General features: G+C 65.7%; 17 protein-coding genes. 9 read left to right on the top strand and 8 right to left on the bottom strand.

Going from position 1 to position 16,463, the window contains the following annotated elements; genetic code table 11:
• Nucleotides 1–132: 132 nt before the first annotated feature.
• The 5 genes from EPL01_RS04305 to nucS form a co-directional block, all read right to left on the bottom strand.
• Nucleotides 133–924, bottom strand: a complete 792-nt coding sequence (locus EPL01_RS04305; protein WP_135824030.1) for an ABC transporter permease — start codon at nt 922–924, stop codon at nt 133–135.
• Nucleotides 921–1,919 (bottom strand): ABC transporter ATP-binding protein, encoded by a 999-nt coding sequence (locus EPL01_RS04300; protein ID WP_135824029.1) that lies wholly within the window; start codon nt 1,917–1,919, stop codon nt 921–923. The genes EPL01_RS04305 and EPL01_RS04300 overlap by 4 nt, the downstream gene beginning before the upstream one ends.
• Before the next feature lie 53 nt (nt 1,920–1,972).
• Complete coding sequence (locus EPL01_RS04295) at nt 1,973–3,640, bottom strand: potassium channel family protein (RefSeq protein WP_135824028.1); 1,668 nt, start codon at nt 3,638–3,640, stop codon at nt 1,973–1,975.
• A 204-nt stretch (nt 3,641–3,844) separates the two neighbouring features.
• Nucleotides 3,845–4,531: a DUF2270 domain-containing protein gene (locus tag EPL01_RS04290; protein ID WP_135824072.1), complete on the bottom strand. Its 687-nt coding sequence runs from the start codon at nt 4,529–4,531 to the stop codon at nt 3,845–3,847.
• Between the two features lie 385 nt (nt 4,532–4,916).
• Nucleotides 4,917–5,669: an endonuclease NucS gene (nucS, locus tag EPL01_RS04285; RefSeq protein ID WP_135824027.1), complete on the bottom strand. Its 753-nt coding sequence runs from the start codon at nt 5,667–5,669 to the stop codon at nt 4,917–4,919.
• A gap of 369 nt (nt 5,670–6,038) precedes the next feature.
• On the opposite strand from nucS, the gene EPL01_RS04280 reads away from it, so the two are divergent.
• Complete coding sequence (locus EPL01_RS04280; RefSeq protein ID WP_135824026.1) at nt 6,039–6,758, top strand: profilin-fold protein; 720 nt, start codon at nt 6,039–6,041, stop codon at nt 6,756–6,758.
• On the opposite strand, the gene EPL01_RS04275 is transcribed toward EPL01_RS04280, so the two are convergent.
• Together EPL01_RS04275 and EPL01_RS04270 are read right to left on the bottom strand one after the other, a co-directional pair.
• On the bottom strand, nt 6,755–7,978 hold the full coding sequence (locus tag EPL01_RS04275; RefSeq protein WP_135824025.1) for a M20 family metallopeptidase: 1,224 nt from the start codon (nt 7,976–7,978) through the stop codon (nt 6,755–6,757). The two genes, EPL01_RS04280 and EPL01_RS04275, sit on opposite strands and share 4 nt — an antisense overlap.
• Nucleotides 7,979–8,041: 63 nt before the next feature.
• Nucleotides 8,042–8,965, bottom strand: a complete 924-nt coding sequence (locus tag EPL01_RS04270) for a glycosyltransferase family 2 protein (protein ID WP_168215802.1) — start codon at nt 8,963–8,965, stop codon at nt 8,042–8,044.
• Between the two features lie 169 nt (nt 8,966–9,134).
• On the opposite strand from EPL01_RS04270, the gene EPL01_RS04265 reads away from it, so the two are divergent.
• From EPL01_RS04265 to EPL01_RS04235, 6 genes are all read left to right on the top strand, one after another.
• A complete protein-coding gene (locus EPL01_RS04265; protein ID WP_135824023.1) occupies nt 9,135–9,662 on the top strand; it encodes a P-loop nucleotide/nucleoside kinase family protein in 528 nt (175 codons plus the stop codon).
• Nucleotides 9,663–10,173: 511 nt separating this feature from the next.
• On the top strand, nt 10,174–10,554 hold the full coding sequence (gene tnpA, locus EPL01_RS04260; RefSeq protein ID WP_135824022.1) for an IS200/IS605 family transposase: 381 nt from the start codon (nt 10,174–10,176) through the stop codon (nt 10,552–10,554).
• Complete coding sequence (locus EPL01_RS04255; protein ID WP_135824021.1) at nt 10,551–11,825, top strand: RNA-guided endonuclease InsQ/TnpB family protein; 1,275 nt, start codon at nt 10,551–10,553, stop codon at nt 11,823–11,825. Before tnpA ends, EPL01_RS04255 begins: the two co-directional genes overlap by 4 nt.
• A 151-nt stretch (nt 11,826–11,976) precedes the next feature.
• Nucleotides 11,977–12,315 carry a cupin domain-containing protein gene (locus EPL01_RS04250; protein WP_135824020.1) on the top strand — a complete coding sequence of 113 codons (339 nt, stop codon included), beginning with the start codon at nt 11,977–11,979 and terminating at the stop codon, nt 12,313–12,315.
• 572 nt (nt 12,316–12,887) lie between these two features.
• A complete protein-coding gene (locus EPL01_RS04240) occupies nt 12,888–13,418 on the top strand; it encodes a DUF5817 domain-containing protein (RefSeq protein WP_135824019.1) in 531 nt (176 codons plus the stop codon).
• Nucleotides 13,419–13,457: 39 nt separating this feature from the next.
• A complete protein-coding gene (locus EPL01_RS04235; protein ID WP_135824018.1) occupies nt 13,458–13,802 on the top strand; it encodes a hypothetical protein in 345 nt (114 codons plus the stop codon).
• A 24-nt stretch (nt 13,803–13,826) separates the two neighbouring features.
• Here the strand turns inward: EPL01_RS04235 and EPL01_RS22365 are convergent, their stop codons facing one another.
• A complete protein-coding gene (locus EPL01_RS22365) occupies nt 13,827–13,961 on the bottom strand; it encodes a hypothetical protein (RefSeq protein ID WP_281275327.1) in 135 nt (44 codons plus the stop codon).
• Between the two features lie 349 nt (nt 13,962–14,310).
• On the opposite strand from EPL01_RS22365, the gene hmgA reads away from it, so the two are divergent.
• The gene (hmgA, locus tag EPL01_RS04230; protein ID WP_135824017.1) at nt 14,311–15,549 is read left to right on the top strand and encodes a hydroxymethylglutaryl-CoA reductase (NADPH); all 1,239 of its coding nucleotides are present in this window, start codon (nt 14,311–14,313) and stop codon (nt 15,547–15,549) included.
• 285 nt (nt 15,550–15,834) lie between these two features.
• A complete protein-coding gene (locus EPL01_RS04225) occupies nt 15,835–16,158 on the top strand; it encodes a DUF7991 family protein (RefSeq protein ID WP_135824016.1) in 324 nt (107 codons plus the stop codon).
• Nucleotides 16,159–16,463: the final 305 nt, after the last annotated feature.

Here is a 16,463-nt window from a genome sequence, read left to right as displayed (position 1 = left end):
CCACGAAGGTCGCCGAAACGAGAGCTTACTCGGGCGACAGAACCGAAACGCCGGGTTGCCGGAGGATTCGAGGAGAATCGACCGCGCCCGAACCGCTTCTCGCCCGAACCGCTTCTCGCCCGAACTCGTCTCTCAGTCCGTCAGCCCGTATCCGCGCTTGAACAGCACGATGTCGAGCGCCAGAATGGCCGCGGTCAGCCCCGAGAGGACCGCCAGCGACCAGTTCGGGTCTACCTCCGAGACGCCCAAGAAGCCGTACCGGACGCCGTTGACCATGTAGACCATCGGATTCAGCATAGAGAGTTCCTGATACGGCGAGGGAAGCTCTCGGACCGCGTAGAACACCCCGCCGAAGAAGACCAGCGGTCGGACGATGAACTGGTTCATCATGGTGAGGTTGTCCCAGTCGTCGGCCCAGAGACCGCCCACGACGCCGAAGCTGGAGAACAGGAGCGTGATGACCAGCGCGAACGCGACCAGATAGAGCGGTTGGGCGACCCCGACCGGGGTGAAGAACGCGCCGATGACCGCGATGAGGCCGCCGACCAGCAGGCCCCGCGTCGCGCCCGCGACGATGTAGGCGACGACCATCCGCGAGTAGGACATCGGCGAGGTCAGCGTCTCCTCGATGTAGTCGTTCCACCGCCCGTGGAAGATGGAAAAGGAGGCGTTCTCGAAGGCGTTCGAGATGGCTCCCAGCACGACCAGACCGGGCAGGATGAACAGGATGTAGGGAATCGGCTCCGTACTCGCGCCGATGCTGATTTCGCCCACGCGGTCGCCCAGAATGACCCCGAACACCGAGAAATACAGCACGTTGGTCACGAACGGCGGGACGAAGGTGTTGCGTGGCCGCCGGAGGAAGCGCAGAATCTCGCGGCGCGCGAGGGTCTTGAAGCCCGTGAGCCCGGCCAGTCGGCTCATTGTCGCTCACCCCCGTCCGCCGCGACCGCCTCGGCGGACTCCTGGTCGCTTCCGCCCTCGCGGGTCATGTCCACGAAGACCTCCTCCAGCGAGGTCCGCGAAATGTCGAAGTTCACGATTTCGTGACCCGCGCGGTCGAGCGCCCGAACGAGGTCCGGCGCGACCAGTCCGCCCTGCGTGGCGGTGACGACCAACTGGTCGCCGTCCATCTCGACCGCCTCGATTCGGTCCTCGCTTCCCGCGCCGCCGCCTCGGAGCATCGGCATGTCGGGCGTTCCGACCGGCGGATTCCGGAGCGTGACCCGAATCTTGTCCGGGCCGCGGTCCATCAGCTCCTCCGGGGTGGCGACGGTCAGGAGGTTCCCGGAGTCCAGAATCGCCACCTCGTCGCAGAGGCGCTCGGCCTCCTCGATGTAGTGGGTCGTGAGCAGAATCGTGGTCCCCGACTCGTTGAGTTCCGTGATGAGGTCCCAGAGGTCGTGGCGCAGTTGTACGTCCACCCCGGCGGTCGGTTCGTCCAGAATCAGCAGGTCCGGGTCGGTGATGAGCGCCCGAGCGAGCATGAACCGGCGCTTCATTCCCCCAGAGAGCCAGTTGAATCGGGTGTCGCGCTTCTCGTAGATGCCGACCTGCTTCAACACCTCGTCGGCGCGCTCCGCGGCCTCACTCGCCGGAATCCCGTGGTATCCGGCCTTGTGTTCCAGCACTTCACGAATCGGGAAGAAGTGGTCGACGTTGAACTCCTGTGGCGCGAGACCGATGGCGTCCCGCGCCTCCCGGTAGTCGTCTTCGACGTCGTGACCGAACACCTCGGCCCGGCCGCCCGACCGCCGGACCAGTCCGACGAGGATGTTGATGAACGTCGTCTTGCCAGCGCCGTTAGGTCCCAGCAGGCCGAAGAAACTCCCCTCCGGAACCGACAGCGACACGCCGTCGAGCGCCTGCACTCCCTCGTACTGTTTGCGAAGATTCTCGACTTCGATGGCACCAGTCATTGGCGAATCGTAGGCAAGTCGGGGCGAAAAGGGCGTTGATGCAGGTCAAAAACTCACGCGAACTGGCGCTCGAACTCCCGGATGGTCGCGTCGGTTCCGGCGACTATCAGTCGGTCGTCGCGCTCGATGCGAGTCGCCCCGTCCGCGACGAACTCGCCGTCGCGCTCGATTCCGACGAAGACGTAGCCGTCTTCGGTCTCGCGCCGGACCTCGCCCAGCGACTCCCCGGCGAATGGCCCAGCGGCGGTTCGGATAACCCGGAGCTGGCTGACCGGCGTGAGGACCTCCTCGCCGCGCAGCTCTCTGGCCAGCAGTCGGGCGCTGACCCGCTGTGTCGAGAGGACGTAGTCGGCCCCGGCGTCGAACGCGGCGGGCGACTTCGCGGTGTCGTCCACCCGAACCAGTATCTCGAGGTCGTCGGTCAGCGTCCGCGCGATGGCCACCACGAGGAGCGCGGTCGAGTCGTCCTCGACGGTCACGATGAGGGCGCTCGCGTCCTCGATACCCGCGACTTCGAGCGTCTCGGGGTCACCGAGGTCGCCGACGACGTCCACTCGGGGTCGGTCCTCGCGGTCGATAGTCGTCACGTCCACGCCTTCGCCCAGCGCGTCGGCGGCCGCTCGTCCCCCGGCACCCATCCCGGCGACGACGACGTTCGAGTGATGGCGAGGCGGTCGGACCCCCGCGGCGAGTTCGCGCACGTCTTCGACTGCTTCTTCCGGACCGACCACGATGAGCACCGAGTTCGCCGTGACGCGCTCGGTCGTGTCTGGCGGAAGCCGGAGGTTGCCGTCTATCCACGCCCCGACCAGCGTGAGGTCCGAGTGCTCCGCGACGACGGTGTCTTCGATTCGGACGCCCGCGAGCGAACTGCTCCGTCGGACGAGCACCTCCCCGATTCGAACGTCGCCGACCGTTGCGTCGCCGAGCGACTCGGGCAGTTCGGCCCACGCGTTGGTCTTCTGGCCCAGTCGCCGACCGATGAGCGCGTCGGGTGACGCGACGGTGTCGGCACCGACCTGTTTGAGCGCCCCCTCGTGGGTCGGTGTGTCGGTAAACGCGATGGTCCGGAGGTCCGCTTTGAGTCGGCGGGCGGTCAGCACGACGCTCGTGTTCCGGTCGCCCGCGTCGGTGACGAGCGTCTCGGCCTCGTCTATCATCGCGCGTTCGAGCGTCTCGACCGTCTCGGGGTCGCCGTGAATCGCCTGATACCCGTCGTCGGAGAGTTGCTTGGCCTCGTCGGTGTCGGACTCGACCAGCACGTAGTCGATGTTCAACCGCTCCAGTTCCTCGAGCAGGACGCCGGTGTCCCGGCGGTACTCGCAGACGATGACGTGGTCGTCCTTGGCGGTCAAGCGGTCGCTGAGGTCGAGGGGCGCGCGCTCGAACAGCGGGATGACCAGCACGCGGAGCGTGGCGAACCCGATGGCCACGCCGGTCAACTGCATGAAAACGACGAACACGTTCATCAGCGGCGACGACCACGGCGAATCCGCGCCGTACCCGGTCGTGGTCATCGTCTCGACCACGGTCTGCAACGACCGGAACAGCGAGTGGTCGTGACCCTCCAGGGTCCGCATCCCGTAGTTGTAGAGGACGCTGTAGAACAGAATCACCGAGACGAGGGCGACGGCGTACACGATGATGAGTCGCTGGCGTCTGGTCAACCACGGAATCCGGGAGTTTTCGCCGGTGAACCACTTCGCCCAGTTGTTGCTCATCGATACGTGTCACGCCGGGTGTCGTCGGTCGCGCGATACGCCATCTCACGTCGAAAGACGGTCTCGAAACCCAAGAGTCGTACTGCCGACTCGGCGACACTTTCCGTGCTGGACCCATCCTGGGTGACGAACAGCGGGACCTCGACCATCTCGCCGATGTGAATCGCCTCGGGGCTTGACCCCGAGGTCCTCGGCAGTGGCCGACTACCGCTTCTTCCGGAGGTCCACGGTCCGGAGTTCGTCGCGGGCGTGCCACGTCCGGGGTCGGAAGGCGACCACGACCGCCGCGGCGTAGACCAACAACACGATTGCAGTCACGACGAGGCCCGGAATCTGGCCGATGGCCGCGCTCGCTGGCCACGAGAGGGGGTCGAACGCGGTGACGCGGATGACCCACGCCCCGAGTAAGACCGTGAACAGCGGGAAGTAGACCCGGCGCAGGCGGTGGGCCAGCGCCTCCTCGGCCGTGATTTTCACCGTCGGCGTGCGGTAGTCGTCGGCGAGGTGGGTGCGCCAGTTCTCGTCCACCAGTCCCTTCGAGGGGTCGAGACCGTAGGCCCAGACGTTCTCCTGGAGCGAGCGGACCCGCGAGCGCCACACGTCGTAGGCGCGGTAGCGGTGGGACTCGACCAGCAGGAAGAGGCCGATGGTGGCCGCACCGACGAGGATGACGTAGTGGGGGTTGCGGACGCTGGAGAACGCCCACGTCAGAATCGCCGCCATGACGAGGACCGACCAGTTGGTCGTCTTGTCGAGGCGTTCGCGCCACAGCTTCATCCGGTGAATCTCCCCGCGGTAGAGGTGGGCCAGCGCGGAACTCGGTCCCATGTCGACGTCGAGCAGGCCCTGTCCGACGTGCGGGTCCGCCGGAATCGCCTCCTCGTCCGGCATCGACCCCTCGTCCGGGTCGGAAGCGGACCGACCGTCTTCGCCGGACGGGGACCGACTCTCCGCGCCCGGCGAGGACCGACGCTCCGCCCCCGACGGCGACCGCTCGTCGGTGTCGGGGTCGGGGTCGGGTGCGGACCGGTCGTCCGCGTCGCGTTCGTCGCTCATACGCTCGAACCTCCTCGGTTCATTGAATATTGTGGGATAGGCGAGTTACTGTACAAAACAGTTCCGAACGGGGCGGTCGGTAGCGCGTGACAGGGAACCGCGGTCGAATCGGAGACGAACGGGAACAGAGACAGACATAAATAATTAATTCCTAAAAATACATATTTGTGCTTTAAATAAATCCAGCGGTTGCTTTCGGACGGCCAGCGGAGCCGCGAGGTCAGAAGTCGGTCAACTTCGCCTCGGTCGCGCCCTTGGCGTCGGTGTCGAACTCCGCGAGTTCCACGAACTCCAGCCCGTTGTCCCGGAGCGCCCGCTCGACGCGCTCGGAGGCGCTGGGCGCGACCAGCATCCCGCGGACGGTATCGTTTGTCTCCTCGTACAGCGAGACGTACCGCTGAAGCTGGTCGAAGTGGTTCAGCGTGGCCTGAATCCGCTTGACCTCCACGACGACCGGGGTGCCCGACTCGTCGCGCGCGAAGAAGTCGATGAAGCCGTACTTGGACTCGCGCTCGTGTTCCACGATGCGCAGGCCCTCCTCCAGCACGTCGGGATTCTCCTCGATGTACTCGTGCATCTCGGCCTCGGTGCCCGACTCCTCGTAGGTCGCGCCGTCGGTCGCGTCGAAGCGCGTCAGCCCGTAGGCCTCCAGAATCCGGGCCTCGACGCGCTCGCTGGGGTTGGTGCGCCGGGCGAGGAGGACCGCCTCGTCTTCGCTAGTGCGCGCCGAGACCGACCCGCCGCCGGGCATCCAGTTGACGGGCTTGTGGCCGGTCGGCTGGTGGACCAGAAACGTCCCGTCGGGCTTGGCGACCAGAATCCGGTCGCCCGGCCCCAGATAGCCGGAGGTCCGACCCTCGTACTCGACTTCACAGCGGGCCTGCACGGTCAGCATCGCGCCGTCCCGAAAGGCGGCCTTCGCCTCGCTGACGAGGGTCTCGGGGTCGGGCGCGGTGAGTTTCTCGGCGACCATTCGTCTTTGCTCGGTGGTCGGTACCGGAGGAAAAAGGTAGTGGATTCGAGGCGGGACGAGAGAAGAGTCGGCGTGGAGGGAAAGTAGGTGGAATTCGTGGAAAAGGCCGGAAGCGAGAGGAGGCTAGCTACTGCCGAAGCCGAGGAGTTTCGGCACCGCCCGCGCCCCGCAACCGCACCTCGTCCTCCCCAACCTCTTGTGCGGTTCGGCGCGGTCACGAGAGACACCGACGGACAAACCGCGTCCGTCGAGCAGTCACTCGCGTCGCTCGATGACGACCGCGCCAGCGCGCGCCAAATCGGAGGGACGAGAGGAGCGCGAAATCCCGCGGTCACGAACCTTTTGTCCGTCGCGTCCCGAGTGCAACCGATGACAGAGCTGTTCGACCTGTCGGTCGAGGACGCCGACGAGGCCGCCGAGCGCCGCGACGAAGTGGTCGCCCGGGTCCGGAGTCACGCCGGGGAAATCGCCCGCGAACTCGCTCGCTTGCAGGGCGGCGACTACGGCAAGCGCACCTTCGAGACCAGCGACGGCGAGTGGACCGTCAAGTACGAAGCCGGAGACCTCCAGTTCCTCCTGTTCGAGGGCGGTCGGAGCGAGACCTACGTCGTCTCGACTCACCAGCCGCCGGACCCCGAGGACCTCGCGGAGGCGATGACCGACTACGAGGAGTTCGTGAAATCGTTCAACCGCTACGTCGAGTCGCTCGACGGCGTGCTGGACGAGGTCCCCACTGACTTCCCCGCGGTCGAGTCCACCGACTCGGTCGTCGCCGAGCGCGAGCGAATCCTCGGGCGGGTCCGCGAGGTCTGCGACCAAATCGCCCGGCAACTCGCGCGCTACGAGGGCGGGGAGTACGGCACTTACGCGACCCGCGTCGGCGGGAATCGCTGGGAACTCAAGTGGGAGAACGGCGCGACTTCCTACCTCCGGGTCGGCGGCGAGGGCGGCATCTACCTCCTCTCGCAGTACGAACAGCCCGCTGCTCACGACGTGCGGAGTCTCGCCGAGGACGTGCCCCGCTTCGTGGAGGCGTTCAACGACTACGTGGACGACTTGGACGCGAGTCTCGACGGCGTCTCGCTCTAGGAGAGCGTCTCTCGCACACCTTTCTTCAGAATCTCCAGTCCGGCCACGGCGTCCCCGAGGTCGATGTGTTCGTCCACGGTGTGGGCCTGCGCGAGTTCGCCCGGCCCCCAGATGATGGCTGGCGTCCCGCGGGCGACGAACTCGCGGGCGTCGGTCGCGGCCTCCAGTCCCCACGGTTCGCGGGGCGCGTCGGCCATCTCCGCGGACAAGTCCCGAAACCGCTCGGCCAGCGAGTGGTCCGCCGGAATCCCGGCCGAGGCGTAGTGTTTGACCAGCGAGCGGTCGGTCTCGACTCCCGCCGCGCGCTCGACTCCGGCGAGCAGGTCCTCGATTTCGGCCTCGACCGTCTCGATGGTCTCGTCGGGGAGGATGCGCCGGTCGAGGAGGAACTCGGCCCGGCCGGGAAGCACCGCCATGTTCGAGTCGGTCCCGGCCTCGAACTCGGTCACGGTCGCGTAGGCCTTCCCCACGAGTGGGTCCTCGCGCTCGCGGAGTCGGTCGTCGTAGTCGTCTATCGCCGCCAACACGGGTCTGGCAGCGTCGATGGCGTTGACGCCTTGGTCGGGGCGACTCGCGTGGGAGGCCGACCCCGAGACGCCGACGCGGTAGGTGACGACCCCCTTCGCGGCGGTCCCGACCCGGAAGTCGGTTGGTTCCAGCACGACCGCCCGGTCCCCGCCGTAGCCCTCGTCGAGGAGCGTCCGGGTGCCGGGCGCGCCGGTCTCCTCGCCCATCGCGGCGTGGAAGACGAGCGAGCCGTCGAGATTTCCGGATTCAATTTCGGGCGCGAGGTCCCGCAGCGTCAGCATGGCGAGCGCGAGGCCGGTCTTCATGTCGGCGCTCCCCCGACCGTAGAGGACGCCGTCCTCGACAGTCCCGCCGAAGGGGTCGCGGGTCCACGACTCGGGGTCGCCCGCGGGAACCACGTCGAGGTGGCCGTTCAGGACGAGCGTCGGGGAGTCGTCCGGCGCAGTTTCGGGGTTCTCGCCGACCCACGCCACGGCCTGCGCTCGCTCGGGGTCGGGGGCTTCTACGAGGCGAGCGTCGATGCCGCGCTCCTCGAACCACTCGACGACGAACTCCGCGCCGGGGCGCTCGTCGCCCGGCGGGTTCTCGGTCGGGACGCGGACGAGGTCCGCGGCGAGGTCGGTGAGATCGGCGAGGCCGTCGGGGTCGGGGCCGTCTCCGGGGCCGGTGTCGTCGCCGGATGCGGTCGTCATCTGGGCCGTATTTCGACCCCCGGTGCGTTATACCTCGGGGTGCCATCGCTCGGGGCGAGCGACCTACTGCGTCCGTCCGCGGCCGAACAGTCGGTCCACGGCGTCCACCCCCGGCCGACCCAGCACCGACCCCAGACACAGCCCGAGGTGGTAGGCGTGGTCGTCGGGCGTCTCCCACGCCGAGCGGGCGAACGACGCCGTGGCGCGGGGCGACCACCCGCGCTCTCCGAGGCGTTTCCGGCCCGCCTGATAGTGGGTCTCTCGGAGCGCGCGCTGGCGAATCCGGTCGGGAAATCGCCGGTAGAGCTGTTCGTACGTCGCAATGACATCCATCCGACCGTCGAGGTACCCCCACGATTCGGACAGCGACTCGCCGGTTCGGCCCCGGACCACCAGCGGTTCGGCCACGAAGTCGAACTGCGTCTGGAGCGCGAGGTCGATTTTGAGGCCCGTGTCGTCGGCCCCGTGGCGGTGGCGGAAGGGAAGGACGCGCTCTACGATGTCGGCCTCCACGAGCATGGTCGAGTTGACGCACGGGAAGGTCCGCATCTCCAGCGCGCGCTCGATGACGTTGCCCCGCACGACGGGGCTCGGGAGGAGTTCCCCGCGCTCCTCGTCGTCCATCCCGCAGTAGGCGACGCCGACCTCCGGGTCGGATTCGAGAAGTTCGACCTGCTTGCGAATCTTCGACGGTCGGAGTCGGTCGTCGTCGTCCAGCAGTTGGACGTAGCGACCCTCGGCGCGCTTCGCGCCGATGCTCCGGCCCGCCTGCGGCCCCTCGTCGCGCTTCTGGCGGACGTAGGTCGCGCCGAAGTCCTCGGCGACCGGGCGGGCGTGGCCGTCGTCGGACCCGTCCACGACGATGGCCTCTCTCGGTCGGTACTCCTGGTCGCGGACGCTCTCCAGCGCGCGCCGGAGGCGGTCGTTCCGGTAGTGGGTCGGCACTACGACAGATACGAGACCGTCGGAATCGGAGCCCGAGAGCATGAATACCGAGTACGTCGCCGGTCGGGAAAATCGCGGTGGCGGTCGCGCCCGAACCGGGTTTCCACACCTTGATAAGGGATTGGGTTCGTGGGTTACGATAATTACATGAGTCGGATTTGCGCGGCAACTTACCGGACGCGAGCGGAAGGGCGGCGAGTCGGTGGTCGCCATGTCTGAGACGGAAGCGCGCGAGGTCTCCCAGACCACGCCCCAGTTGGTCGTGGTCTGCGGCCTGCCGGGGGTTGGCAAGACCACGGTCGCCGAGGACATCGCCGAGCGACTCGACGGGCGACTCCTCCGGACCGACGTGATTCGCAAGGAGATTCTCTCGGACCCCGACTACACCGAGGAGGAGGCCCGGATGGTCTACCGCGAGTTGTTCGACCGGGCGAGCGACCTCGTCGAGGACGGCACGAGCGCGGTACTGGACGGCACCTTCAAGGCGGAGAGCTACCGGGACCACGCCGTCGCCATCTCCGAATCGCTGGACGCGCCCTTCCGACTGGTGAAAGTCGAGTGCGCCGAGGAGGTCGTCCGCGAGCGAATCGCGGGCCGCGAGGACGACGAGAGCGACGCCGACTTCGAGATTCACCGGCTGTACCGCGAGCAGTTCGAACCCATCTCGCGGTCGCACGTCACGGTGGACAACTCCGAGGAGATGGCCGACACGCTCCGGCAGGTCGAAGAGCGGTTCTGAAGGCGATTCCGAGCGACGTCGGGTTTTGACCGAGCGCGGACTTGAAACCGGTCCGCGTGGGTCGAATCGGCCATCGGAGACCGCTTTCGGACCCTATTTATAATTGTTTGGCGCGCGCTAGCGCGGCGTTCATGCCCGCGCGAGGTCTTCGTGAGCGGAGTCGTTCGAAAATCGAAGATTTTCGGGATGTAGCGAATCTTCGATTCGCAACAGCACGGAAGACGCGGTTTGCCTTCCGGGGGCCGAGCAGCGCAAGCGGTTGGGGAGGCGTGAGGCCCGCGGTTGCGGGGCGGTGGCGGTCGCGGTGACGCCTCGGCTTCGACGATAGCTAGCTCCTCTTCACGTTCACCACCGTCGCGCACTAACGTCGGGAATTACGGAAAATTCGAGGCGAAAGCCTCGCGCTTCAGGGCGGGGATGAAGCCGACCAACAGTATGCAACTGCCAACGATGGCATAGACGGGGTTCCAACACAATCTTTAACCCGTCCAAATATAGATAGTATGCATAGATGGTAAAGAGTACCCGTCATGCGAAATACGAACTCTATTACCACATAGTATTCGTGCCGAAGTATCGGCGTTCGCACCTGACGGGGAAGACGAAGGAACGTCTTGAAGCCATCTTCGCGGAAATCTGTGAAGACAAAGGCCTCGAACTGGCCGAGTGCGAGGTCATGCCCGACCACGTACACCTGTTCATCGAGAGTCCACCGAAGAACGCCCCGTCACTCATCGTCAACTGGGTCAAGGGCATCTCCGCGCGGAAGTACAACCAACGCTACGACGACCGCGTGAAGTGGACTCGTTCGTACTACGTCGGGACAGCGGGGAGTGCCTCGAAGGGTGCTGTCGAACAGTACATCGATGAACAGGACGGTGGCGACGAATGAAGCGCGTCAACACCTTCGAGGTCGTTCCACAGACTGAGAACGACAAAGAGTGCCTCCTGCGGCTACTCGACGCCTCCGCCTCGCTGTGGAACGAATTGACCTACGAACGTCGCCAGAACTACTTCGGTGACGGCGACGTGTGGGACACCTCCGAGTACCGAGGACGCTACAACGGTGTCGTCGGAAGCGCGACCGTCCAACAGGTCACGCGCAAGAACAGCGAAGCGTGGCGGTCGTTCTTCGCCCTCACGGAGAAAGGCGAGTACGCCAACCCGCCGTCGTACTGGGGAAACGAGGAGGACGGACGCGAACTCCGGACCTACATCCGAAACAACCAGTACACGATTCAATGGGGCAAACGTAGCCGTCTCGAAATCCCTGTCGGGCAAGAACTGAAAGACGAATACGGACTCGGCTACCACGAACGACTCCGCCTCGAAGTCCGAGGCAACCCGAAGTGGGCCGGCAAACAGGGTCGTCTGGAACTTGAGTACGACGAGGTGAGCGACACGTTCAGGGCTTTCCAACCAGTCACCGTCCCTGATTCTCGACTGGATTCACCACTGGCTTCGCACGAAGCCGCCCTCGACGTTGGCGCGACCAACCTCGTCGCCTGTTCCACGACCACTGGGAACCAGTACCTCTACGATGGTCGGAAGTTGTTCGGACGGTTCCGCGAGACGACAGACGAAATCGCCCGCCTCCAGTCGAAACTCCGGGAAGGACGCTACTCCTCGAAACGGATCCGACGGCTGTACCGACAGCGGACGAAGCGCCGTGACCACGCACAGAACGCGCTGGTGCGCGACCTCGTTGAACGGCTGTACGACGAGGGCGTTGCGACGGTGTACGTGGGCGATTTGACCGAGGTGCTGGAAACGCACTGGTCGGTCAGGGTGAACAAGAAGACGCACAACTTCTGGGCGTTCAAGAAGTTCATCCACCGGCTCGCGTGCGTCTGTGAGGAATACGGCATCAGCCTCGAAGCCGAGTCGGAAGCATGGACGAGTCAGACGTGTCCTGAGTGTGCCGACCACGGGGAGACGGTTCGCCACGAGGATACGCTAACGTGTCCGTGCGGATTCGAGGGACACGCCGACCTCACGGCGTCAGAGACGTTCCTTCGAGAAAACAGCGATACGGAAGTCAGGCCGATGGCACGGCCCGTGCGATTCGAGTGGGACGACCACGACTGGTCGGGGAAACCACACCCTCACGAAAGTCCCAAAGAAGTGCGCACAAACCCGCAAGTTGCCTCCGTGGGTCGGTAGCCGAACCCCAACGGAGGAATCCTCGCGCTTTAGCGCGGGGAGGATGTCAATACTTCAGACTCGAAGTTACTTTCCTCTCCTCTTTCTGCCCGATATCCGATTTCCCCGACTCGAACCTTTAGGTGCCCCGCCGTCTACGGTACACTCACGCATGGAAGTCGTACCCAACGACGCCGAGGAGTCAACCGAAGCCGTCGAGGGCGTCCACCTGTCGCTTCTGGCGGGCGCGGAGAAGATGAACGTCCAGCACTTCGACATCGAACCCGGCGCGGAGGTGCCCGAACACAGCCACGACCACGAGCAGGCGGGCTACATCACGCAGGGGACCCTGACGTTCATCGTGGACGGCGAGGAGATCGACGTGAGCGCGGGCGATTCGTACGTCCTGCCGGGTGGCGAACCCCACGCCGCCGAGAACCGCGGGGACGAGCGAGTCGAGGGCGTGGACATCTTCAGCCCGCCGCGGGAGAATCCGGACTGGCAGGACTGAAAAATCGAGGGTCTGTTCTCTCGGCTCTGTAGGGAGAGGAAAGGGATGGGAGAGACGAGAGGGTGTGGACGGGACGGAGACGGACGGGATGGAGACGGACGGGATGGAGACGGACGGGATGGAGATGGACGAGACGAGAGAGCTAGCTTCAGGCTTGAGCCGAGGCGTCACCGCGACCGCCACCGCCCCGCAACCGCGACCGCAGGCCACGTCCTCCCCAACCGACTGCGCTACTCACTCCGTTGTCTCCGAAAATCTCCGATTTTCGGGATGACGAGAGAGCTTTGCTCTCTCGAACCACGTTGCTCGTCCCTCGCACGAAATGGCGCGGTCACGAGAGACACCGGCGGACAAACTGCGTCCGCCGAGCAGTCGTTCACTTCGTTCACGACGACCGCGCCAGCGCGCGCCGACCGCGGAAAATCAGGAGTAGCGCACGCGGACTGTTGGGAGTGAATAGTTCCATATTAGAAGATTGAATACCATTCTAAAACACATCGATATAATTCCCTCAACCACCAACTACAGTCCGAGTCCGAAGATTCACGTACCAAAAAGCCCGACTCACGGGCATGTACGCCGTCGTGGGGTGTAGTGACTGTCAGGCGCTCAAAATCGTAGAGGGTCGCCCGGAGACCACCCAGTGTCCCCGGTGCGGCAAGCGCCGGAAGTTCGAGAAGTTGAAGAAGTTCGTAGAGACCGACGACGAGGACCACGCCCGCGAGGTCCGCTCGTCGATGCTCGCCAACCGGCAGGGCGAGGGCGAGGCGTTCGCGGAACTCGACTCCTTCACCGAGATGGAGGCCCAAATCGAGGAGGCAGGCCCCTCCGACGACGAGTACCTCGAAGCCTCGGGCGTCGATACCGAGGCGGTCGCCGAGGCCGCCGAGCGCGTCGAGAACCGGTCGGCCAGCACGCGGGGGACCTCCCAGAAGGAGACCGTCATGGCGGCCCTGCGGGAACTCGACCGACCGACCGAGGACGAGGTGGTCGCCTTCGCCGAGGAGCGAGGCGTCCCCGCCGACTACGTTCGGAAGTCGCTGGAGAAACTGGCTCGTCGGGGCGAGGTCAGCGAGAGTCGCGGGCGGTATCGGTTGCTCTGACCAAACTTTTGTTCGATGCGCCGATACGTTTGACTACGGATGAAACGTCCCGCGAATCGATGGCTCTCGCTCGTCGCCGTGGCGCTGGTCGTCGGCGGGGGTGTCGCGGCCGCCGCGGTCGGTGTCGAACTGCTCCCGGTCGTCCTCGGTGGCTTCGCGCTCGCATCGCTACTGTTCTCGGTGGCGGGATTCCGAGACGGCGACCGACTGCGCGGCATCGGCAACGTCGTCGCAGCGCCGGGATGGCTCTTCTTGGCGCTTCACTCGGGGAACTCGTCGTCCTCGCTCCGGGTCGGGGTTGGACTCCTGTTCGTGGGCGGACTCCTCGCGCTGGCCGACAGTTTCGATCTCGAACGGCCGGGCGACCGGCCCGACGCGGGCTAATCCGACGGCGAAAAGACGACTCGGTTACGTCAGTCCCAACGCCTTCCACAGCGAGACGGCGAGCGTCAGGACGGTCAACACGAGTTTCAGCAGTCGAAGGAACTGTGCGAACCGCGAATCGGTGAGGACGTCATCCCTCTCGGAAGTTCTCGCGGTCATGGCGATGGTCCCGCGGTGGCGAGGCGCGGCCGTGCAGGGGATGACAGTTGCGAGCGACGGCTGGAGACCGAATCGAACGCGAACGGTACCGCGCCGGAAGGGGAAGGGAAACGATGGCAGGCAGGAACTCACCCTTCGCGGTGGACCACTCGGGGACCAATTTTGGATACGGACGAGAGGGCAATAAACCTCGGCCATGTCCGGAGTGAAAGTAAAAGTGGTCCCGCGATTTTCCCCGAGTGGAATCCACCGACCCCGCTCGGTGGTCGGCCGGGCGAGTCGTCTCCGCCGACTCGCGTGCCCGACCCGAATGGGAACTGTTAGGGGCCGTCCCATTCACCACTCGGGTATGAGCGACGCTGACGGGAACGACGCGACCGACCCGGACGCTCTCGCCGAGCGCGTCCGAGAAGGCGACTTGAGACTTCACGAACTGGAGGACCACACCGACGCCGAGACCGCCGCTGAAGCCCGCCGACGCCTGCTGGAGGCCGAGACCGACGCCGACCTCGACACCGTCGGCGACTTCGCGCTCGACGCCGAGCAGGCGACCGAGACGAGCATCGAGAACATGATCGGCGCGGCCCAGATTCCGATGGGAGTCGTCGGTCCCGTGCAGGTCGCGGGCGGCGCGGCCAGCGGCGAGTTCTACCTGCCCCTCGCCACGACCGAGGGCGCGCTCTTGGCGAGCGTCAACCGCGGTTGCTCGGTCATCGCCACCGCCGGCGGCGCGGACGCCCGCGTCACCAAGTCCGGCATGACCCGCGCGCCGGTGTTCCGGGTCGAGGGCGTGGCCGAGGCCGAGGAGGTGGTCTCGTGGGTCGGCGAGAACACGGACCGACTCCGCGAGGTCGCCGAATCGACCACCAGCCACGGCGAACTGCTGGACGTGGACACCTACGTCGTCGGCGACTCGGTCTACCTGCGATTCGTCTACGACACCAAGGACGCGATGGGGATGAACATGGCGACCATCGCCACGCGCGAGGCCGCCGAAATCGTCGAAGACGAGACCCCCGCCTCCCTCGTGGCGCTCTCGGGCAACCTCTGCACCGACAAGAAACCCGCCGCCATCAACGCCGTCGAGGGCCGCGGCCGGAGCGTGACGGCGGACGTGAAAATCCCGCGCGGGACGGTTGAGGACCGACTTCACACCACGCCGGAGGCTATCGAGGAGGCCAACACCCGGAAGAATCTGGTCGGGAGCGCCAAGGCCGGGAGCCTCGGCTTCAACGCCCACGCCGCGAACGTCGTCGCCGCGGCCTTCCTCGCCACCGGGCAGGACGCCGCGCAGGTCGTGGAAGGGTCTAACGCCATCACGACCGTCGAGGCCCGCGAGGACGCCCTCTACGCCAGCGTGAGCCTCGCCAGTCTGGAGGTCGGCACGGTCGGCGGCGGCACCAAACTCTCCACCCAGTCGGAGGCCCTCGACGTGCTTGGCCTGCGGGGCGGCGGCGACCCCGCCGGAAGCAACGCCAACGCCCTCGCCGAAATCATCGCCGTGGGCGCGCTGGCCGGTGAACTGTCCCTCCTCGCGGCGCTGGCCTCACAGCACCTGTCGAGCGCCCACGAGGATTTGGGGCGGTAGGCCTCGGTGGGGTTTTCCACCGGGAGCGTGCGCTCGGTGGACCAGACTACCGGCAGACGCTTCGTGCAACGACCGACAGTTTGGGTGTCCGCGGGAGCAAAGCGACCGCAGGCTCGGAGGACGCGGTTTGTCCTCCGGGGGCTTTCTAAACTCTGTTCACGAACTTCTCGGCGTCTCTGCTGTTGACGTACTTTCCGACGGTTCTCTCGCTGACGTTCCTTTCGTCTCGTTTCCATCGCGCATCCGGTAGCCACAAGAGCGCTCGCTCCCAAGACCCGTCTACCAATGGCTTCGCCCGCGACAATCATCGGGTTCCTGCTCATCATGGTCGTCAACACCGTCGTGGCCGCGGTCGCCATCCGGTTCTTCCGGCTCCGGCTCTCGACCCAGTGGGGCGCGGTCGTCTACACCGCGGTCTTCATCCCGCTCATCTACATCGTCACGACGATTCTCCTCTCGGGCTTCGTCGGCTTCGGCGGAAGTGGGGTCCAAGACCGTGGGACGGCCCTCATTTTGGTGTGGGTCGTGCCCTTCAGCCTCGCGGTGTCGCTGGACATCTTCTGGATGCCCGCGCCGGACGAGATTGACTTGCCCGACCGAGCGTCGTGATTGTTTGTTGTTATCGTTGAGGCGGGAAGAGTCATCGGAGCAGACTGGACAGCAGTATTCTCGAAAGCCCTCGCACCGAGAACCGGAGAAGCAAATAGGACTGCAATGTCCTCGAAAGCCCTCGCGCGGTTCGCGGTCGCCCTTTCATTCCTCCGAGGGAGTCGGTTGATCAGTCGAGCGTTCGCTGGCGATTGGTCGGCCGGGCGTTCGCCTCTCGACTGCATCACCGAGCGCCGCGGGTCGGGGGCGCTGCTCCGACCCGCCTCCCTTTCCGATTGAATCGGATTTAAGACGCCGCCGGGACC

This window comes from Halorussus ruber, from assembly GCF_004765785.1.
Classification (GTDB): Archaea; Halobacteriota; Halobacteria; order Halobacteriales; family Haladaptataceae; genus Halorussus; species Halorussus ruber.
Note: the sequence above shows the minus strand (reverse complement) of the source record. Positions and strands in the feature narration are given on the sequence as shown.